This window comes from Mesorhizobium sp. USDA 4775, from assembly GCF_054062655.1.
The window spans coordinates 6,080,339-6,100,321 of record NZ_JBSSFM010000001.1; the positions used below are offsets into that span (position 1 = coordinate 6,080,339).

Here is a 19,983-nt window from a genome sequence, read left to right on the forward strand (position 1 = left end):
CGGCATTGAATCACAGTTCAGTCCGTCTTTAGCCAGCAAGCCTCATGCCATTGTCAGGCCTGATAGGTCACCTTGCCGCCGCAAATCGTCGTCACCGGGCGCACCTTGTGCAGATCGGCCGGCGCCGTCTTTTCCATATCGGCCGACAGCACCACCAGGTCGGCCATATAGCCTGATTTCAGCGTGCCTTTGCGGTGTTCGGCGAATTCGGCATAGGCGCCCTCGACCGTGTAGGCGGCGAGCGATTCCTGCAGCGAAAAACTCTGGTCCGGGTCGCTGTCTGCCCATGGTTTGCGCATCACTGCCGCCTGAATGCCCAGGATCGGGTCGATCGGCGACACCGGCCAATCCGAGGCGAAGACGATATGCGCGCCGGCATTCTTCAGGGTTCGCCAGGCATAACTCAATGGCCAGCGGGCCGGCCCGATGCGCGACACGGTCGGCTCGAGCGGGAAATCCATGGCGCCGGGCGGGTGCGGCGGCTGCATCGAGGCGATGACGCCGAGTTCGGCGAAGCGCGGCACGTCCGCCGTGGTGGTGACCTCGATGTGTTCGATGCGATGGCGACTGTCGCGCTTGCCATTGGCCTTTTGCGCCGCCTCGTAGCCGTCGAGCACCGCGCGCACCGCGCCATCACCGATCGAGTGCACCGCGATCTGCAGTCCACGCCTGTCGACGGCAACGGCGAGATCGATGAATTGCTGCGGTGTGAAAAGCGGCTCGCCCACCCAGTCGGGACGGTCGGCATACGGCTCGACCATCACAGCCGTCCAGGAATCGAGCACACCGTCATAGAACACCTTGACCATGCCCGACGACAGCCACTCGCTGTTGTAGCTCTCGGTCATGACGGATGCCTTGTCGAGCATGTCGAGCGTCATGAAATTCTTGTAGTGGAAGGGTATCTGCACACGGCAGGGCAACCCCTCCTCGGCCTCGATTTCGGCCAGCAGCTCGAGCTGGTAGAGATTGCCGTCCATGTTCTGGATGGAGGTGATGCCGTGACGCGCGCACCAGGCCAGGCCGCGCCGCATGATGTCGCGGTCGGCGGCGCGTTCGGCCGCGGATGGCATTGGATCCGGCTCGCCGCCGGTCGCCAGCCCCAGCCGCACCCGGCCCTCGCCGGCAAGATCGAGCACCGGGCCGAAGGCCTCGCCCTCGCGCAGTTCGCCGGCTGCCAGGCCATCCTCGCCCATGACGATTTCATTGCCCGGACCAAGCGCGCGACCCTGCAGGATGCCGGCCATCTCCAGCGCCTTGGTGTTGGCCCACATCGTGTGATGGTCGGGCGCCGCCATGCAGAAGGGGCGATCCGGCAGGATCGCATCGAGATGGTGGCGCGTCACCCGCTCGTCGCCGAGCACCGTGTAGTCGACGCCCTGCCCGACCAGCATTTTTGCGTCGGGCTTGGTCGATGCATAGTCGCGGATCGCCTTTTGCAGCGCTTCGAAGCCATGGACACCGCCAAGCTGAAGATGCGCGAGCTCAGCCCCTCCCGAGAACAGATGCATATGGGCTTCGATGAAGCCGGGCAGGACCGAACCGCCCTTGGCGTCGATCACCTGCGTGGCCGTTCCCTTGAGTTCTTCGATGGCGACCCGGCTGCCAACGGCGATGATGGCGCCATCCTTGACGGCAACGGCCTCGGCTACGGGATTGCCACCGTCCATGGTCAGCACACGACCATTGATGACGATCAGATCCGCATTGTGACCCGTACCCGTAGCAGACATCGCGACTCCGCGCTTTTGATGACCGACTGAGACCGACAGCCCTGCGCTCAACGACCTGCCACTCCACCGGAGCGGCGCCACGGAACAAAAAACGATGCCAGTCCGCTGCCTTCGAAATTCCCCTTGTTATCCCTAGGGACAGCGTGGATAAAGAATGCGACTGATTATTCGCGTTTGTCAACATGCGGAATTTAGAATGTATTGCGGACAGCACCCTGCGCTCGTGTTTGGGACCAGGCGGGGAACGAGGACATAGAGCAGTGAAGCGCAGTCTCGACCGCAAAACCAGGATAGCGCTCGAGCCGCGCAAGCAGCCTCGGCAGCAACGGTCGAGCAAGGTGGTCGACCGCATTCTCGACGCGGCGCTGATCTTGACGCGGGAGCAAGGAACCAGGACGCCGACGACGCTCGCCATTGCGCAGCGCGCGGGCCTGTCGGTCGGTTCGGTCTATCAATACTTTCCCAACAAGGAAGCCATTCTTCTGGACCTCGCCCGGCGCTGGCTGTCCTCCTTTCCCGAAGTGATCGAGAAGCGCATCAAGGTCCCCCGGCCCACCAACCGCGACGAATTTCGGCGCGAAGTGCGCAAGCTCTTCATCGACACGTCCAGTATCTATCTCGAAAACGCGACCCTGATGCCGGTGATCGAAGCCATATCCGGCAACGCCGATCTCAGGCCTATCCAGGACGAATATGATCAGCAGATCATCGCGCTTTACGCCGCCTGGCTGCGGCATGTGAATCCGGCTCTCGAAGACAAGATCTCCAAACGGCTTGGCCTGGTGATGATGGAGGTCGGGCACGCCTGCCGGCTGGTCGGACTGAAGAGAGATCGCAGGACATACGACCTCATCGAGGACGATGTGGAAACCATGTGGCTCGCTCTGGTGAGCCCCTATCTCAACCTTGACTGATTTCGCATTTCGAGAGGAATTTCATGAAGACTGTCTATTCGCCGCTTCATGCTGGCCATGCCGGCCAGATGGAACTGGTCACCTCGGCGATCGTGCCGGGTTTTGAAAAACCCTCGCGGGCGGAATTCATCAAGGCACGGGTCGAAAGCGAGAAGCTCGGTCCGATCGTCCTGCCGCTCGAGCACGATCTTGCCGCCGCCAAGCGCATCCACAAATCAGACTATATCGACTTCCTGCCGACGGTCTGGCCGCAATGGGTAGCCTCCGGCCACGAGGGCACGGCCATGCCCTTCACCTGGCCGACGCGCGGCCTGCGTGGCGACGTGCCGCCGAAGCGTGTCGATGCCCTGCTCGGCTACTATTCCTTCGATGCCGGCGCCACCTTCGTCGAAGGCACCTGGGCCGCGATCAAATCGTCCTATGAGGTGGCGCTGACCGCGGCCGGCCTGGTCAAGGGCGGCGAGAGGTCGGCCTTCGCGCTCTGCCGCCCGCCAGGCCACCATGCCGGCGCCGGCTTCATGGGCGGCTATTGCTACATCAACAACGCCGCGGTCGCCGCGCAGTGGTTCCTCGACCAGGGCGCCAAACGCATCTCCATCCTCGACGTCGACTACCACCATGGCAACGGCACGCAGGAAATCTTCTACGACCGCGCCGACGTGCAGGTCCTCAACCTGCATGGCGATCCGATGGTCGAATACCCGTTCTTCCTCGGCCATGCCGATGAGCGCGGCGCGGGCGCCGGCGAAGGCTTCAACATCAACTATCCCATGCCGTTCGGCACCGGCTGGGACGCCTGGAACGCCTCGCTTGAGGATGCCTGCGCCAAGCTCGCCGCCTATGCGCCCGACATCGTCATCATTTCGCTTGGCGTCGACACTTTCGAGAAGGACCCGATCAGCCAGTTCAAGCTGACAAGCCCCGACTATCCCAAGATCGGTCGCCGCATCGCCAGGCTCGGCCTTCCCACCTTGTTCGTCATGGAAGGCGGCTATGCCGTCGAGGAGATCGGCATCAACGCCGTCGGCGTGCTGACCGGTTTCGAGGACCGCTAAGCCTGCCCACAAACCCGGAGCGGACAATAAGAGGTACGACGAAAAAGGGCGGCATATCAGCCCTTTTTTGCAAGCTACGTTGCGGTACCTGTGCTCGGCGTGGCCATTGGCGCGGCAAACTTGCGTGAGCGGCCGAGATAATAGACCGCCGCCGCCGCGATGACGCCGGCCGCCAGTATGCCTGCCGCCAGAACCGGCCGATACCAGAACCAGGCAATCGCGATCGTCGTCGTGCCGACCAGGATCGCCAGGAAGAAGGCGATGATGCCGGTTCCCATCCGCGCCATGCTGCCGAGGAACGGGATGACGTCGAGGATCACGCCGATCGGGCCGAGGAACAGGGCAAAGCCGATGGTCAGCAGCAAAAGACCGGCGGCGCGCAGCAGCCAGGTGATCAGCGTGTTGGCGCTCACCGCCTCGGCGAACATCTTGTCGGCCGGCACGTTGCCGGTATCGACCATCAGCAGCGCATCGCCCGCTTGCGTCTGGTACGGCTCCAAGCGGCTGCCGGCCTGCCGCGCCACAATGCTGACCACGCCGAGCGGCGCCAGTTCGTAGCCGATGCGGTAGTCGCCCAATGCGGGCGTCGTGTTGTCGCTGCCGAGATAGATCTTGCCATCAACGACGCTGAGCGGCTTCGTGCCGGAATAGGCGGCCTTGATCGCCGCCGACTGGCTGGCCGACAGCGAATACGCCTTGTCGCCGTCGATGCGGTCGAGCACCGGCGTGTCCAGATCGAAGGCGACGAGCTTGCCTTCAGGGATCTGGAAGGCGCGGCTGTGGATCGCCATTGGCGGGTTCTGATGGCCGTCCTGCTTCTTGAAGTCCGAAGAGTCGATCTGGCTGTCGTCCCACACTTTCGAATAGCTGTAGGTGGTCTCCGTCTCCTCGCCGCCGCCAAGCTTCTTGGTGGTCTCGGATTTGGACTCTTCCTTCCACTGATACATCTCGACGCTGCGCGACAGCCGCAGTCCTTGCGCGGCGATGCCGAAATCCGGATCCGACAGGCCGCTATCGGCCGTCACCGGCCCGCTGACATGCACCAGTCTGCCGTCATTGCCGGCATCGACCCTGTCGGCGCCAATCGAGACCACGGCGCCGGCGCCTTCGGCCAGCGAGCGCGCCGTCTGCACCGCGCGGCCCTCGTTCCAGAACAGCCCGATCACCATCAGCACGATCAAGAGCAGGCCGAAGATAACCCCACCGACCGCGCGCTTGATCCGTCCGAACCACGAGACGGAAGTAAGTTCCCGAAATGAATCGCTCATCGTTTCCCCCGAAACAAAAGATGCCGGGAGCCCGCATGGCACCGCTGCCAACGACCGCGGCCGTAACGCAGCTACGAACTCCATTGCCGAAGGTGCCCACCCCTTCGGCGCTTGCGAATCTATCGCATCGGACGGAGCGCGGATATGGCCGGCTTGCGCAGTCCCGGCATTTTCGCACGCTCGAAGGCCGCGAAAGTCGACCTCTGAGTCGCATGTGAGTCCGTCGGATTCGATTTTGTCAAATCGCGTTTGATGTCGGATTCATCTGCGGGTAGATTAGACCCGAATCAGCCGGTCCTTGGGGGGCGCGGCGACCACCCAAAGTCTCACGTTCCGGAATCTTCCGGCGCCAGACGCGGATGTCTTCGCGTTCCCTGAATGGATTCCGTCTGGTTGGGCGCGGCCCCGCGCCTCGTGTGTGTCTCGTAAAAGTAACGCGTTTTCGGGTTCGGCGGCTGGCCTCCAGCATCCGGACGGCAGAAACGATTCCGGCCAAAAGCAACAAATGAGCAGTCCCGCCGCGCTTCTTCAATCCGACACATTGGGCTCGCGCCTGACGTCGCGCGGTGATCTGACCAGCTTTTTCATGGAGCTGATCGCCGAGATCGGCGCCGACAGCTACATGCTGGTCGCCATCGTCCATGACCAGGACCGCAACGACGCGCGCATCGTCTCCTCGAACTGGATCTTCGACGCCATCGAACTGATCGGCAAGCGGCTGATCGCCAGCCTTGCCCAAGGGGCCCTCACGGTCGCGCCCGGCATCCGGCCTAGACCGCTGGTGGCCGCCGAGGCGCCCGATGCCGACGGGCTGGTCTCCGGCGAAGAGGCCCGCCTTCTCGACGTGCTCGGCCATGCCGAGATCTACTCGCTGCGGCTGAATGTCGGCCGCCAGCGTCTGTTCGCCCTGTTCTCGGCGGCGACATCAGGCCATATCGACCAGCCGGCGCTGATGAAGGCGCAGTTGAAATGCTGCTACGCGCTCTCGCATATCCCGCAGCTGATCGCCGCCGCCGCCATGCAGGATCCGCTCTCCGATCGCGAGCGCGAATGCCTGTTCTGGGTCTCGGAGGGCAAGACCACCGATGAGGTGGCGGTCATCCTTGGCGTCTCCTCCAACACCGTCAACAGCTACATCACCCACGCCATCCAGAAATTCGCGGCCTCGAACCGTGCGATGGCCATCGCCACGGCGATCAGGAGTGGCATCATTTGAAACACGCCGACATCAAGGACGCCGCGGAGGCCCTTTTCAACGAGCAGCGCAGCCCCTTCGGCGCCTTCTCGCTCAGCTCCGAGACACATCACGCCGTCACCATTCCCGATGCCGTGCGCCGCTGTCGCTGGATATCGGTCGACATCAACGCCTCGGCCTTCGGCCTGTACTTCGTCAGCCCCTCGCCGGAACGGGCGCGGCTGGTGCCGTGCTTCGATTCCGACTATCCCGGCATTGCCGTGGCGACGAAGTTCATCTCGGGCGCCAATGGCGAGGAGATCGTGCGCCACACCCACAACTCGACGGAGCCACGCTGGTGGACGGATGACGGCGTCGCGGCCATGGCCGAAATGTTCGGCAACCTTGCCTGGACCGCGCAGATATCTCCCCTAGCGCCCGGCACCAGCGGCATTGCCTTTCCCGTCCACGCCGATCGCGGTCAGTGCGGCCTTGTCGTCTTCCTGGGATCGGAGATCGCGCTGCCGCAGGATGCACTCTACGAAATCCACGCCCGCTGTTTTTCCCTCTTCGCCGCTGTCGCGCGTATCCGTCCGAGCGATGCCGGCAGGATGCGAGCCATCTCCAAGCGCGAACTGGAATGCCTGAAGCTGACCGCCAACGGCAACACCAGCGAGGAGATCGCGCGGCTCCTGAAGCTGTCGGTGCATACCGCCAACCAGTACCTGACCCAATCGACCCAGAAGCTCAACGCCGTCAACCGCAACCAGGCGGTCGCCAAGGCGCTGCGGTTGGGCCTGATCGAGTAATCGCTGATAAGGCGCTCAGGTCTGTTGAGATTCAGGTCAGGCTGAGCCGAAAATGGTTGATACCGAGAACCGGAGCGGAGCGTACTTTTGGGTACGTGAGCTCAGTTCTACTGCGACGCAGTAGAACGGGGAAGCGCACGGAGCCACCAATTGCAGGCCGGCCTCACCTGAATATCAACAGACCTCAGAAGGCCAGCGGCTCGACCTTGCGGATCCGGGCCTGTTCGATCACCGCCTCCAGCAGCGCCGTATTGTGCTCGGGGTCCTCGCCGGGCTTTTCAAACGACACATAATTGACCGCGACCGAATTGCCGGCCTCGCTCAGCGTCAGCTGGAAATAGACGGTCACACCGGGTGGCCTGAGTTCCAGGTCGAGCACGATGCGCGGACTGCCGCTCCAGTCGACATGCGCCTCGCCGCCATGACCGAGTTTGAGCGTGCCCGGCATGAAGAACAGCTCCACCGCTGAATCGACCAGATCCGAAAGGCAGGCGAAATGCTCCAGCCGGATGAAGGCGATGTAGTCGGCGACATCGATCAATCTCAGTTCGCCGACCACCTGCTCGATGGCGCTGGCGACGATGATCTCGCGGGATTTTGCGTGTGGTTGGCGGTTCATGAAATCTGTCTGCGCTCAGCCTTTTTCGAGTAGACGATCCGCACCAGTTCGGCGACGGCCTGGTAGAATTGCGACGGGATCACATTATCGACCGAAACTTGCTTGTACATGGAGCGGGCGAGCGTCACATCCTCGAAGATCGGAATGTTGTGCTCCTTCGCGATCTCGCGGATTTTCAACGCCACCAGATCCTGCCCCTTGGCCACCACGAGCGGCGCCGAATCCTCGTCGCGCACATATTTCAACGCGATCGAGAAGTGGGTCGGGTTGGCGATGATCAGCGTCGCGCGCGGCACCGCCGTCATCATCCGCTTGCGCGCGCGGTCGCGTGCCAGCGAGCGCAACCGCGACTTAACGATCGGGTCGCCCTCGGACTGCTTGAACTCGTCCTTCACCTCCTGCTTGGTCATGCGCAGGTCCTGCTTCCAGTGGAAGCGCGACCAGACGATATCGATCGCCGCGATCAGCCCCATGACGAAGACGATCGCCACCAATATGTCGACCGCGATGCCGCGGATGACGAGGCCGAAAGCGACCGGATTGGTGATCATCCCGGCAAGCAGCTTGCGGTGATCCTCCGACAGCGTGAAGGTGAGCACGGCAATGGCGAAGCCGACCTTTGCCAGGGATTTCAGGAACTCGACCCAGCCCTGGGCACCGAACATCCGGTTCCAGCCCTTGGTGATCGAAATGCGCGACAGCTGCGGCCTGATCCGCTCGCCGACGAATTGCGGCATGTTCTGGAGCACCGAGGCGCCGATGCCGGCGACGGTCAAAAGCACCAGCAGGCTGACGACGGCGCGGCCCACTTCCAGCATGACGATCTTGTAGAGATCGATGACATCGGTCTCGGTGTTCATCGGCCAGGCCTCGGGCTTCTCGAGGAACATCGACAGGAACATGCCGAGGTTAATGACCGCGTCCTTGGCATAGAAGACGGTGAACACCAGTATGGCGACGAAGGAGGCGAGGATCGCGGTTTCCCTCGAATGGGGCAGCTTGCCCTGTTCGATGGTGTCGCGGACTTTCTTTTCCGTCGCCTCTTCGGTTTTGGAGTCCTTGTCGGCGGCGTCGGACATGCCTTAGGCGGCGTTCTGCGTCGCGGGAAGTTCGAATGCGCCCTCGCGCGACAGCCGGATGGTCGTCGTCACGATGGTCTTGCGCGCCGCCAGTATGTCGGCAGCCGGAACTCCCTCCGACCCTTGTCCAAGTTCGGCTTCGATCATGCGCCGTGACCGTGCGCCGATTGCCGAGAGTACCGCTTCGGCGAGTGCCGCCGATGTACCGCACAGCGCCAGCGTGACAAGCTCGGTCGACAGTCCGTCGAACAGAAGCACGCGCGCCTTCTGGGTGAGCAGCGGCAGGTCGTCGAAGGCAAAGAGCCTTGCCCTCACACCGTCGAGGTCGGGCGTGCCGGCGGCTTCCAGGTCCTGCATGACCTCCTCGAGCAGCGGCTTGTCCAGCTCGTTGAGCACGCTGGCGACGCGCGCCTGTCCGGCCGAAGTGTCCTTGGTCGAGGTTTCCGACAGCACGCTGGTGCGCAACCGGTTTTCGACGATCCTGGTGGCGGCCGCCGGAACATTGGCCATCGTCACCATGCGCTTGATGATTTCGCCGCGCATCTCCTTCGTCAGCGTCAAAAGCACGCTCGCCGCCGCCTGCGGCGCCAGCTTCGACAGCACCATGGCCGCCGTCTGCGGATGTTCGCCGGCCAGGAAGGTGCCCAGCCGCGAAGGTTCGAGTTTTTCGAGATCGGGCCAGATCGGTGGCGGCCCTTCGGGCGCCGCCTCCGGCTTCTTGTTGCCCATGATGGCGTTCATTTCTTCGGGCGACAGCGATTCGTTGAGGATGGTGTCCATCCTGTCGGCGGAATCGAGCAGGCCGGCACCCTCGGTGAATTCGGCCTCGAACTCGGCGACGATGCGCTCGAGATCGCTCTGCGGAATGGTCCTGAGCAGCCGCGCGCCCTCGATCAGCGCCTTGAGCTCTTCCTGCTTGAAGAATTTCAACAGGCGGCTGGCGGACGGCTTGCCCATCGCCACCAATATGGCGGCCGCCTTCTGCGCGCGCGTCAAGGTCGTCAGCGGCGTCATGCTGCCTCTCGCCTCCGCTGCAACCGGCAAGCCCCACCAGCCATGTCTAGGCGCCCTTCGTGACGGCGATGATTTCGGTCAGCCTGATGCCGAAGCGCGAGGGATCGCTTTCGAGCACCGTGATCTCGCCGCGGGCGATCTTGCGGCCGTTGACCACGACGTCGACCGGTTCGCCGATGCGGCGGTTGAGCGCCACCGTCGAACCCTTCTGCAGCGCCATCAGGTCGGCCACCGCCATCTCGGTGCTGCCGAGGATGATCTGGACATCGACGGGGATGTTCATGATGACGTTCGAATTGGCGCCCGCGGCGGCCCTGAAAGCCGCATCTGGGCGTTGCTCCTCTTCATGCAGGACCCCGCGCAATTCCTCGATGGCGCGGTCTAGCTGCTCGTCCGGCTGGTCGAGTTCTGCTTCCACTTTGGTCTTGGCCATGCGTTGTCTCCAAAAGCTCAGGCGCGCCCGGCACCGGCCGGCATGAGCCCATCGATGAAATCCTGCCCGGCATCGAAGGGATGCTTGATTCGGACGGTGTAATTCTGCCCCAGTTTGCCGAACTCGCATACGAACAGCGTCTGGCCGCGCGCGCTGAGGCGAGCTCGTGATTGCGCCGTTTCGTCGAAGTCGATGACCTGGCCCACTTGGAGATTGGCGAGGTCGCCAAGCGTCAGCCGCGTCAGCGGCATGGTGGCTTCGAGCGCCACCGTCGAGCGCATCACCTCTTCCGAAAAGCGTGCGCGCCAACTGCTGCCATGATCGTCTTCGCTGAGGCCGGCGGTGCCGTCGCGGCCGGCAAGGACGACACGCTGCGGCATGGTCACCGTGATGGAGCCGCTGTCGACCGGCGTCGAGATGCCAAGGACGATGCGGATGGCAGCGCCGTCGCGCAGCACATGCCGTTTCGCCTCGGTACCCGACATCGCCCGCGGCACGGGCAGACGCAGGTCGAGCGAGCGCCGCCCGGATCCGTTCAGCGCCTGCGCCACCTCCTGGAACACCATGGTCGAGACATCGGCCTCGATCGGCGACAGATCGCGCTCGATCGGCGACGCCGGCATATCCGGATCGCCGCCAAACAGCGTCGAGACCATGATCGCGATCGCGGCAGCGTCGATGACGAGCGTCATCGCATCAGAGGATGCCGGCGAACCGACGACTGTCATGGCGAAATTGTCGCCGGCGCGCGAGCGCGCCTCGGGGACGCGGCTGACCTCGACGGCCTTGAGGTCGACGATGACGGGAACGCCGAGCTCGTCCGAAAGGCCCTTCTGCAGCAGCGGCACGGCGCGTTCGGCCATGGCGCGGCCGGCGTCGATGACCTGATCGGCCTCGCCGCTGTCGCCGACCAGGCGCTCGATGATCAGCGAGCGCGCTTGCGCGGGGCTGCCTGGGCTGGTCATGACCGTGTCGGCACCGATCTGTCGTGCATTGCTCAAGCGGCCTTCTTCTCGGCGCCGCCGGTGTTCATCGTGCTCTGCTCGACGGCGTCGATGGTCGGCCGCTCATAGGACGAGATCGTCTTGCGGCCGAATTCGATCGCCACCTGCGGCAGCGCGCCGTTCATGTAGGCGAGCAGCGTCTGCTTGACGATGATGTAGAGGCGGTTCTTCTTCTCGCGCACCGTCTTGATCTTGGTGGCGACGGGCCCGACCACGGCATAGGACAGGAAGATGCCGAGGAATGTGCCGACAAGCGCGGCGCCGATCAGGCCGCCGAGGATTTCCGGCGACTGGTCGAGTGCGCCCATCGCCTTGACCACGCCAAGCACGGCGGCGACGATGCCCAGCGCCGGCAGGCCGTCGCCGACAGCGACCAGCGCGTGATAGGCCTTCATCTTGTCGGACTTGATGGTCTGGATCTCCTCGTCCATCAGCGCCTCGATCTCGTGCGAGCGGGCATTGCCGATGATGATGATGCGGCAGTAGTCGCAGATGAAATTCATCAGATCGTGATTCTTGAGCACCGTCGGAAAGGCCTGGAAGATCGCTGATTCTTCCGGATTGTCGATATGCGCCTCGACCTCGCTGCGCGACTTCGAGCGCAATTCGCGCATCAGGCTGTGCAGGACGCCGAGCGTTTCCAGATAGTCCTGTTCTTTCGGCACCGCCTGCTTGAACGCCTCGAGAATGCCCCTGCCGGTATCCTTGACCGTCTTCATCGGGTTGGCGACCAGGAAAGTCCCCAGTGCGGCGCCACAGATGACCACGGCTTCCCACGGCTGGACCAGCACGTGCAGATGCCCGCCCATGGCCATGAAGCCGCCAAGGACGCAGCCGAGCGTCACCACAAGTCCAATCAGAATGCCCACGACAGGTCCTTCCGCATTTCACAACAGGTCCAAGGGATAGTCCCCGTGCCTTGTGTGAGGCTTGAATCCGGGCTGCCACGGAACCGAATGTTGGGATTCAGTTTCGCGCAAGGAAGTGAGGTTATTGTCGCGACATTAAGCTTCGGCCGGAGGCATGACGTTGCTCAATACCTTTACCAGCTACCAGTTGATCACCAAGGACATAAACAAGTCGATCGACCGCATCGAGCAGCAGCCGACTGTCGACCGCGATACCAAATATTACCTGGCCAACATAACCAAGGTGAAATCGATCGACGATTTCGTCAACAATGACCGGCTTTTCAAATTTGCCATGAAGGCCTACGGGCTGGAGGACATGGACTATGCCAAGGCCTTCATGGTCAAGGCGCTCAAGGAAGGCGTCACCGACCCTAACAGTTTCGCCAACAAGCTGACCGACAAGCGCTATGCCCAATTCGTCAGCGCCTTCAACTTCGCCGCCAATGGCGCCGACGCCACCATCTACAACAAGGCGCAGCAGCTGGTGACGAAGAATTACGCCACGCAGGCGCAGATCGCCGGCCTGGATCCGAATTCGGACTACGTGAAGGGCGAGACGACCTACTATCTCGCCAACATCACCAAGGTGAAATCGGTCGACGACCTGATGTCGAACAGCCGGCTCTACACTTACGCGCTGGCCGCGTTCGGTCTCGATTCGGCGACGGAGAACAAGGACCTCATCAAACAGGTCCTGCAGGGTGGCGTGCGCGACCCCAACAGCGTCGCCAACAAACAGAAAAACCCGGCCTACGCGGCATTGGCCTCGGCCTTCAACTTCGAGCAGTACGGCGAAGCCGCCACCACCATCAATCCGGCGCAGCAGCCGACTGTCGACAAGTATATGCGCCAGACGCTCGAGGAGGATGCCGGCAAGACCAATGAGGGCGTGCGGCTGGCGCTTTATTTCCAGCGCAAGGCGCCCGACATCACCAGCTGGTACGATGTGCTCGCCGACACCGCCCTTGCGAGCGTCGTGCGCACTGCGCTGGGGCTCCCCGATTCCTTCGCCACTGCCGACATCGACAAGCAGGCGCAGCTCTTCGAACAGAAGCTCGACATCTCGGATTTCACCGACCCCGTGAAACTCGGCAAGTTCCTGACCCGCTTCACCAGCATGTACGAGATCAACAATCCGACCTCGACGGCCGTGACGTCAGTCAGCGTGCTCTTTGCCCAACCAGTCACGGCGGGCATCTCCACCGACCTGATGATGGCCATGCAGAAGTTGAAGTTCTGATCATGCAGGATAGTCTCTACGTCGCCCTTTCCGCGCAGATGGCGCTCGAGCGCCGGCTCGACACCATCGCCGACAATGTCGCCAACGCCAACACTGTCGGCTTTCGCGCCACCGGCGTGAAATTCGAGGACATGGTGTCGGGCACCGGGCAGAAATCAGTGTCCTTCGCCTCGTCGGGCAAGACCTATCTTTCGGGCGCCCACGGTTCGCTGACCGAGACCGGCAATCCGTTCGATTTCGCCATCCAGGGCGACGCCTGGTTCGCCATCGACACACCGGCCGGCACCGTCATGACCCGCGACGGCCGCTTCTCGATGAACGAGAATGGCGAGCTGATGTCGATCGAAGGCCATCCGGTGCTCGACGCCGGCGGCGCGCCGATCCAGCTCGACCCCCGCAACGGTCCCCCCAAGGCCGGCGCCGACGGCTCGCTGCGCCAGAACGACCAGCTTGTCGGCTCGATAGGCCTCTACAATTTCGACCCGGGCGAGAATTTCGTGCGCTACGGCAATTCCGGCATCGTGCCGGCGCGCACCCCCGAGCCGGTCACCGACCGCTCCGATGTCGGCATCGCCCAGGGCTTCGTCGAAGAATCCAACGTCAATCCGGTGCTGGAGATGACCCGCCTGATCATGGTCCAGCGCGCCTTCGAGAACACTGCCGCCCTGATGCGGCAGACGGATTCTTCCACTGACGAGGCGATCAAGACGCTCGGCTCGAAGTCATAGTATGTCGCTCGACCGGTCCTCCATCCGCGCACCCGAAAGGCAGTTGCAGCCGGCGCCCGAAGATCGGCTCGCCGCACTGGAACGGGTTATCAGGCGTTTCGGCAACGCCGACGGGCTGGTCAAGCGTGGCGGTCTCGTCACCGAAGTCACGTCCACGCACTACAAGGTGCGCGGCCTTTCCGATTTCGCCAGGCTGGGCGACATCGTCGAGCAGCGCGGCCAGTCCGGCGCGCGCCGCGGCGAGATCGTCAAGATCAGCCGCGACGAAGTGGTCGTTGCTCCCTTCGAACGCAGCGCCGATGCCGGCATCGGCGATGCGGTGTTCCGCAGGGGTCAGCTGGCGGTGGCGCCGCATGATTCATGGCGCGGCCGCACCATCGACGCGCTCACCCGGGTGATCGATGGCGGTCCGCCGCTGATCAGGGGCGCAGACCTGTCGGGCGGCGCCACGACGCCAGGCGCAATGGCGCGGCAGCGCGTCGGTACCGCCTTCATGACCGGCGTCAAGGTCATCGACATCTTCACGCCGCTGTGCTTCGGCCAGCGCATGGGCGTCTTCGCGGGTTCGGGCGTCGGCAAGTCGACGCTGCTCGCCATGCTCGCCGGCGCCGACGCGTTCGACACCGTCGTCGTGGCGCTGATCGGCGAACGCGGCCGCGAGGTTCGCGAATTCCTCGAGGACACGATCGGCGACAGCATGGCCAAGACCGTGGCCGTCGTCGCCACAAGCGACGAGAGCGCCATGATGCGCCGGCGCGCGCCCGACACCGCCATGCGCGTCGCCGAGCACTTTCGCGACCAGGGCCAGCGTGTGCTCCTGGTGCTGGATTCGATCACCCGCTTCGCCCATGCGTTGCGCGAGGTGGCGACGGGAACCGGCGAGCCGCCGGTTGCCCGCGGCTATCCCGCCTCGGTTTTCACCGAACTTCCCAAATTGCTTGAGCGCGCCGGACCGGGGGCCGAAGGCAAGGGGTCGATTACCGCCATCATTTCCGTGCTGGTCGACGGCGACGACCACAATGATCCGGTCGCCGATTCCGTGCGCGGCATCCTCGACGGCCATGTCGTGCTCGACCGCGCGATCGCCGAACAGGGTCGCTATCCGCCGGTCAATCCGCTGTCGTCCATATCGCGCCTGGCCGGCAAGGCCTGGAGCGTCGAACAGCGCGCTTTGGTGACGCGGCTGAAGTCGATGATCGCCCGCTTCGAGGACACGCGCGACATCCGCCTGCTCGGGGCCTATCAGGGTGGCGCCGACGCCGAGCTCGACATCGCCGTGCGCCAGGTGCCGCTGATCTACGAGGCGCTGACGCAATCACCCAGGGACCGCCCATCCGCCGATCCGTTCTCCGATCTCGCCCGCCATCTCAAGGGAAAGCTGAATGCCGAATCAGGAGACTGAACGCCAGTACACCGAGCGCATCCTGAATGAGATGATCGCCGCGGCGAACGCCGCCGAGGTAGCTCGAGCCGAGGAGGAGAGGAGGGCCAAGGCAAAGGCCGCCAGCGCCATCGCAGCCAAGACCACGGCTGTTCTGGCCAGAGCCGTCAAGCCGGTCCTACCCCGATCCGAACCCGTGGCACGGGCTGCCGCGTCCGTCGCGCCTGTGGTTTCCCTCGTCGAGCCTGCCGAGATGACGCAGGCTAGCCGCGAATCGCTGATCGACGGCCTGTTTCCCGTCACCGAATGGCCGCAGCCGCCAAAGGCGCAATTTCCAAAATTGAGCAAGAAGGCGGACCGGCGCAGCGACTTCGTCATCGCCGCGCTCGGCGTCACGCTCGGCCTGATCTGCGCCCTGTTTCCCTGGTATATCTTCTTCAATCAGGAGCAGTTCGGCGTTCAGGCGATCAAGTTTGGCGGCACCGGCACCAATTCGGGACGCGAGGGTGGCGGCGTGGTTACCTCGCGCAGCGCGCCGCTGACGGCCAAGGACCTTCCCAACACCAGCATCGACCTGCTCGCCACCGGGACGGTGCAGGATGAGGCCACCCCGGCGCAGCCGCCCGGCGACCAGCCCTTCCCGGCCGATGTCGCGAAATTCCGCATGGTTCATGTCGCCAACGGCCGCGCCATGATCGAGGACGACACCGGCCTGTGGATCGTCCAGCGCGGCTCGATACTGCCGGACTCCAGCACGGTCTCGTCGATCGAGCAGCGCAACGGCAAATGGGTCATGCTGACCAGCACCAACCAGTTGATCCAGCTTTCCAGGTAGCGGCTGCCCGCAAGGTCCGCGCAAGACTGGCGGCCTAGTCTTTGGGCACATGCCCGGAGATTCCCATGGAGCCCGTTTCCCTTTTCGATCTCGCTGCCAAGCAAGCGCAGTGGCTTTCCGTGCGCCAGTCGGCGATCGCCGGCAACATCGCCAACGCCAACACGCCGGGCTACACGGCAAACGATGTCGAGCCCTTCGAGAAGGTGCTCGACCGCACGGCTGTGTCGCTGCAGACCACCGAGGCCGGCCATCTCGGCAGCGCGGCGACCAATGCCGGCTTCACCATCAAGCCGCAGGAGGATGACGGCGTGGTCATGCCGTCCAAGAACACCGTCGTGCTTGAGGACCAGCTCCTCAAGGCCGGCGAGGTGCGCCGTTCCTTCGAGCTCAACACGGCGATCGTCAAGGCTTTCCACTCGATGATGATGATGGCGGTGAAGAGCTGACCATGGACGCACTGACCGCAGCCCTGAAAGTCGCAGCATCCGGCCTCGGCGCCCAGTCCGAGCGCCTGCGCGTGGTTTCTGAAAACCTCGCCAATGCCCAGTCGACCGGCACCACGCCCGGCGCCGACCCCTATCGCCGCAAGACCATCAGCTTCGTCTCCGAGCTTGACCGGGCTTCCGGCGCCTCGACGGTTGAAGTGAACTCGATCGACCGCGATCCGAGTGTCTTCCCCGTTGAATTCCAGCCCGGCAACGAGGCCGCCGACGAGAAGGGCTACGTCAAGATGCCCAATGTCAACGTGCTGATCGAAATGGCCGACATGACCGAGGCCAACCGCTCCTACGAGGCCAACCTGCAAGTCGTGAAGCAGGCGCGCGACCTCATTTCAATGACCATCGACCTGATGAGGAACCAATGATCGTGAACGGCATCGGCGCGCTCAACCTGAAGCCCGGGCTGGGCGATACGGCGACCGACCTGCTTCAGGGCGGTGTCGCGCCGGCGACTTCGGGCAACCTTGGCACCTCCTTTGCCGAAGCGGTGAGCCAGGCAGCCTCCAAGACCGTCAACACGCTGCAGAATGCCGAACAGGTGTCGCTCCAGGCGCTCAAGGGCGATGCCGACACCCGCCAGGTCGTCGATGCCGTGATGAGCGCGCAGCAGGCGCTTCAGACCGCCGTCGCCATCCGCGACAAGGTCGTTTCGGCCTACCTCGAAGTCAGTCGCATGGGTATCTGAGGAGCAGGTCATGAAAGCACTTTCCATCGCCGCCACCGGCATGAATGCCCAGCAGACAAATCTGGAAGTCATCGCCAACAACATCGCCAACATCAACACCACCGGCTACAAGCGGGCGCGCGCCGAATTCTCCGACCTGCTCTATCAGGTCGACCGCACGCAAGGCGTACCCAATCGCTCCAACGCCTCGCTGGTGCCGGAAGGCGTTTCGATCGGTCTCGGCGTCAAGACGACGGCCGTGCGCAACGTGCACACCCAGGGCGAACTGACCAGCACCGGCAACAGTTTCGACATGGCGCTGACCGGCAGGGGCTGGTTCCAGATCGAGGGCGCCGATGGCGGCACGCTCTACACCCGCGCCGGCGCCTTCAACACCAACGCCACCGGCCAGCTGGTGACGGTGGATGGCGCCAATGTCATTCCGGCCATCACCGTGCCGACCGATGCGGTCGAGGTGATCGTCAACAAGACCGGTCAGGTCTTTGCCCGCATCGACGGCCAGACCGACCTGCAGAATCTCGGCCAGCTCCAGATCGTCAACTTCGCCAACGAGGCGGGCCTCGCGCCGCTGGGCGACAATCTGTTCCAGGAAACGACGGCCTCCGGCCCGGCCAATGCCGGCGTGCCCGGCGATCCCGGCTTCGCCACCATCCAGCAGGGCTATCTCGAGGCCTCCAACGTCGACCCGGTCAAGGAAATCACCGAGCTGATCTCGGCGCAGCGCGCCTATGAGATGAATTCCAAGGTGATCCAGGCCGCCGACGACATGGCCTCGGTCGTCTCCAAGAACATCAGGTAGGGATGATGGCCATGCCGATCTCCTGCTCCGCATTCCGCCGCACCGCGCTGGTCCTTGCGCTGGTGGCCGGCGGCTTGCCGGCTTTCGCCCAGGAATCGACAAATCAATCGACAAATCAATCGACAAATCAATCGGCAACGCAGATCGCCAGCAATCAGCCTGCCGGCGAGGTCGTGCTGATCCCCAGCCGCGTCATCTACCCCGGCGAGACCATCGTACTCGCCGCCCTGAAACAGGTGACCCTCATCCCCGGCAAGCACAAGCCCGATGCGATGGCGACCCGCGCCGAGGAGCTTCAAGGCAAGATCGCCAAGCGCACGCTGCTGCCCGGTCGCTACATCCCGACCGCCGCCATCCGCGAGGCCTGGCTGGTCGAACAGGGTGCTGCCGTGCAGGTCTTCTTCATCGCCGGCGGACTGACGATATCGGCCACCGCGGTAACCTTGCAACCAGGTTCGGCCGGCGACCTCATCAAGGTTCGCAACAGCGATAGCGGCAAGATCCTCTCCGGCACGGTGATGGCCGACGGAACCATCCAGGTCAGCGCTTCATGATGCGCCCGTTTGCCCTTCTGCTCGCTGCCACGCTCGGCCTGCAGCCGGCGCTGGCCGACGGCCTGACGCCCAAGGCCAAGCGCGAACTCGCCGCCAAGAACGGCGGCGTCTACGACGATCCGGAATATGATCCGGCGACCACTACCCGCATGTTCCGCGTTTCTCGCCCGGGCCAAGCTCGCTGCCGCCCGGCCAGGTCGCCTCGCGCATCAAGGACATCGCCCAGTTGCAGAGTTCGCGCGACAACCAGCTGGTCGGCTACGGCCTGGTCATCGGCCTCGCCGGCTCGGGCGACAGCCTGCGCAATTCGCCGTTCACCGAGCAGTCGATCCGCGCCATGCTGGAAAATCTCGGCATCGCCACCGAAGGCGGCAGCGCGCGCGCCAAGAACGTCGCCGCCGTCATCGTCACCGCCAACATGCCCCCCTATGTGCAATCGGGCGCCCGCATCGACATCGACGTCTCCTCGATGGGTGACGCCACCTCGCTGGCCGGCGGCACGCTGATCATGACGCCCCTGAAGGCGGCGGATGGCGAGATCTACGCCGTTGGCCAGGGCGCGGTCATCGTTTCGGGCTTCACCGCCCAGGGCCAGGCCGAACAATTGACGCAAGGCGTGCCGACCGCCGGCCGGGTGCCGAACGGCGCCATCGTCGAGCGTTCGGTGAAGGCCGAATTCGACGACCAGTCGACGCTGACGCTGCAATTGCGCAATCCCGATTTCTCGACCGCCATCCGCATCGCCGACGCGATCAACGACTATACCAGCCAGCGCTTCGGCATGCGCGTCGCGGGTGAGCGCGATTCCCGCACCGTGCAGATCAGAAGGCCAAAGGGCGTTTCGGCCGCGCGCTTCTATGCCGAGATCGAAAACCTCGTGGTCGAATCCGATACCCCGGCCCGCGTCGTCATCGACGAGCGCACCGGCACCATCGTCATTGGCAACGACGTCAAGATCTCGCGCGTCGCCATCAGCCACGGCACGCTGACGGTGCGCATCACCGAAGCGCCGCGCGTCGTGCAGCCCGAACCCTTCTCCAAGGGCGAAACCGCTGTCGAGCCGTTCACCGCCATCGACGCCAGCCGGCCCGATGCCCGCGTCGCGGTGCTCGATGGACCCGACCTGCAAACCCTCGTTTCCGGCCTCAACCGCCTCGGCGTCAAGCCGGACGGCATCATTGCCATCCTGCAAGGCATCAAGTCGGCCGGCGCCCTGCAAGCCGATCTGGTTCTTCAATAGGCGATGCC

At 63.8% G+C, this 19,983-nt stretch carries 22 protein-coding genes; 14 read left to right on the forward strand and 8 right to left on the reverse strand.

The window, feature by feature from the left end:
• Nucleotides 1–53: 53 nt before the first annotated feature.
• Complete coding sequence (locus tag ACVILI_RS29855; protein WP_240564545.1) at nucleotides 54–1,733, reverse strand: amidohydrolase; 1,680 nt, start codon at nucleotides 1,731–1,733, stop codon at nucleotides 54–56.
• 260 nt (nucleotides 1,734–1,993) lie between these two features.
• Between ACVILI_RS29855 and ACVILI_RS29860 the strand changes: the two genes are divergently transcribed.
• Nucleotides 1,994–2,647 carry a TetR/AcrR family transcriptional regulator gene (locus ACVILI_RS29860; protein ID WP_038649288.1) on the forward strand — a complete coding sequence of 218 codons (654 nt, stop codon included), beginning with the start codon at nucleotides 1,994–1,996 and terminating at the stop codon, nucleotides 2,645–2,647.
• A gap of 23 nt (nucleotides 2,648–2,670) precedes the next feature.
• Complete coding sequence (locus ACVILI_RS29865; RefSeq protein WP_038649291.1) at nucleotides 2,671–3,702, forward strand: histone deacetylase family protein; 1,032 nt, start codon at nucleotides 2,671–2,673, stop codon at nucleotides 3,700–3,702.
• A gap of 74 nt (nucleotides 3,703–3,776) precedes the next feature.
• Here the strand turns inward: ACVILI_RS29865 and ACVILI_RS29870 are convergent, their stop codons facing one another.
• On the reverse strand, nucleotides 3,777–4,970 hold the full coding sequence (locus ACVILI_RS29870) for a TMEM43 family protein (protein ID WP_240564544.1): 1,194 nt from the start codon (nucleotides 4,968–4,970) through the stop codon (nucleotides 3,777–3,779).
• Between the two features lie 505 nt (nucleotides 4,971–5,475).
• Between ACVILI_RS29870 and ACVILI_RS29875 the strand changes: the two genes are divergently transcribed.
• Both ACVILI_RS29875 and ACVILI_RS29880 read left to right on the forward strand, forming a co-directional pair.
• Nucleotides 5,476–6,186, forward strand: coding sequence for a helix-turn-helix transcriptional regulator (locus tag ACVILI_RS29875; RefSeq protein ID WP_027047354.1), 711 nt, complete (start codon nucleotides 5,476–5,478; stop codon nucleotides 6,184–6,186).
• On the forward strand, nucleotides 6,183–6,953 hold the full coding sequence (locus ACVILI_RS29880; protein ID WP_019860934.1) for a helix-turn-helix transcriptional regulator: 771 nt from the start codon (nucleotides 6,183–6,185) through the stop codon (nucleotides 6,951–6,953). Before ACVILI_RS29875 ends, ACVILI_RS29880 begins: the two co-directional genes overlap by 4 nt.
• 184 nt (nucleotides 6,954–7,137) lie before the next feature.
• On the opposite strand, the gene ACVILI_RS29885 is transcribed toward ACVILI_RS29880, so the two are convergent.
• From ACVILI_RS29885 to motA, 6 genes are read right to left on the reverse strand one after another with little or no spacing between them, the layout of a single operon-like run.
• The gene (locus ACVILI_RS29885) at nucleotides 7,138–7,572 is read right to left on the reverse strand and encodes a hypothetical protein (RefSeq protein ID WP_038649297.1); all 435 of its coding nucleotides are present in this window, start codon (nucleotides 7,570–7,572) and stop codon (nucleotides 7,138–7,140) included.
• The gene (gene flhB / locus ACVILI_RS29890) at nucleotides 7,569–8,651 is read right to left on the reverse strand and encodes a flagellar biosynthesis protein FlhB (RefSeq protein ID WP_019860936.1); all 1,083 of its coding nucleotides are present in this window, start codon (nucleotides 8,649–8,651) and stop codon (nucleotides 7,569–7,571) included. The genes ACVILI_RS29885 and flhB overlap by 4 nt, the downstream gene beginning before the upstream one ends.
• Nucleotides 8,652–8,654: 3 nt before the next feature.
• Nucleotides 8,655–9,665, reverse strand: coding sequence for a flagellar motor switch protein FliG (locus ACVILI_RS29895; protein WP_457102714.1), 1,011 nt, complete (start codon nucleotides 9,663–9,665; stop codon nucleotides 8,655–8,657).
• 46 nt (nucleotides 9,666–9,711) lie between these two features.
• Entirely contained in the window at nucleotides 9,712–10,098 is a 387-nt protein-coding gene (gene fliN, locus ACVILI_RS29900; RefSeq protein WP_457102715.1) for a flagellar motor switch protein FliN, read from the reverse strand.
• 17 nt (nucleotides 10,099–10,115) lie between these two features.
• A complete protein-coding gene (locus ACVILI_RS29905) occupies nucleotides 10,116–11,063 on the reverse strand; it encodes a FliM/FliN family flagellar motor switch protein (protein ID WP_020629030.1) in 948 nt (315 codons plus the stop codon).
• 32 nt (nucleotides 11,064–11,095) lie between these two features.
• A complete protein-coding gene (gene motA / locus ACVILI_RS29910; protein ID WP_019860941.1) occupies nucleotides 11,096–11,971 on the reverse strand; it encodes a flagellar motor stator protein MotA in 876 nt (291 codons plus the stop codon).
• A gap of 160 nt (nucleotides 11,972–12,131) precedes the next feature.
• On the opposite strand from motA, the gene ACVILI_RS29915 reads away from it, so the two are divergent.
• From ACVILI_RS29915 to ACVILI_RS29960, 10 genes are all read left to right on the forward strand, one after another.
• Complete coding sequence (locus ACVILI_RS29915; protein ID WP_038653309.1) at nucleotides 12,132–13,253, forward strand: DUF1217 domain-containing protein; 1,122 nt, start codon at nucleotides 12,132–12,134, stop codon at nucleotides 13,251–13,253.
• Between the two features lie 2 nt (nucleotides 13,254–13,255).
• A complete protein-coding gene (gene flgF / locus ACVILI_RS29920; RefSeq protein WP_019860945.1) occupies nucleotides 13,256–13,981 on the forward strand; it encodes a flagellar basal-body rod protein FlgF in 726 nt (241 codons plus the stop codon).
• Between the two features lies 1 nt (nucleotide 13,982).
• On the forward strand, nucleotides 13,983–15,383 hold the full coding sequence (gene fliI, locus ACVILI_RS29925; protein WP_457102716.1) for a flagellar protein export ATPase FliI: 1,401 nt from the start codon (nucleotides 13,983–13,985) through the stop codon (nucleotides 15,381–15,383).
• Complete coding sequence (locus tag ACVILI_RS29930; RefSeq protein WP_038649303.1) at nucleotides 15,364–16,197, forward strand: hypothetical protein; 834 nt, start codon at nucleotides 15,364–15,366, stop codon at nucleotides 16,195–16,197. The genes fliI and ACVILI_RS29930 overlap by 20 nt, the downstream gene beginning before the upstream one ends.
• Before the next feature lie 65 nt (nucleotides 16,198–16,262).
• Complete coding sequence (gene flgB, locus ACVILI_RS29935) at nucleotides 16,263–16,643, forward strand: flagellar basal body rod protein FlgB (protein WP_019860948.1); 381 nt, start codon at nucleotides 16,263–16,265, stop codon at nucleotides 16,641–16,643.
• A gap of 2 nt (nucleotides 16,644–16,645) precedes the next feature.
• A complete protein-coding gene (gene flgC, locus ACVILI_RS29940) occupies nucleotides 16,646–17,062 on the forward strand; it encodes a flagellar basal body rod protein FlgC (RefSeq protein ID WP_010911274.1) in 417 nt (138 codons plus the stop codon).
• The gene (locus ACVILI_RS29945; protein WP_019860949.1) at nucleotides 17,059–17,382 is read left to right on the forward strand and encodes a flagellar hook-basal body complex protein FliE; all 324 of its coding nucleotides are present in this window, start codon (nucleotides 17,059–17,061) and stop codon (nucleotides 17,380–17,382) included. Before flgC ends, ACVILI_RS29945 begins: the two co-directional genes overlap by 4 nt.
• A 10-nt stretch (nucleotides 17,383–17,392) precedes the next feature.
• Complete coding sequence (flgG, locus tag ACVILI_RS29950; protein ID WP_019860950.1) at nucleotides 17,393–18,181, forward strand: flagellar basal-body rod protein FlgG; 789 nt, start codon at nucleotides 17,393–17,395, stop codon at nucleotides 18,179–18,181.
• Nucleotides 18,182–18,186: 5 nt separating this feature from the next.
• Nucleotides 18,187–18,735, forward strand: a complete 549-nt coding sequence (flgA, locus tag ACVILI_RS29955) for a flagellar basal body P-ring formation chaperone FlgA (RefSeq protein ID WP_240564543.1) — start codon at nucleotides 18,187–18,189, stop codon at nucleotides 18,733–18,735.
• A gap of 181 nt (nucleotides 18,736–18,916) precedes the next feature.
• Nucleotides 18,917–19,975 carry a flagellar basal body P-ring protein FlgI gene (locus tag ACVILI_RS29960; RefSeq protein WP_457102748.1) on the forward strand — a complete coding sequence of 353 codons (1,059 nt, stop codon included), beginning with the start codon at nucleotides 18,917–18,919 and terminating at the stop codon, nucleotides 19,973–19,975.
• Nucleotides 19,976–19,983 lie beyond the last annotated feature (8 nt).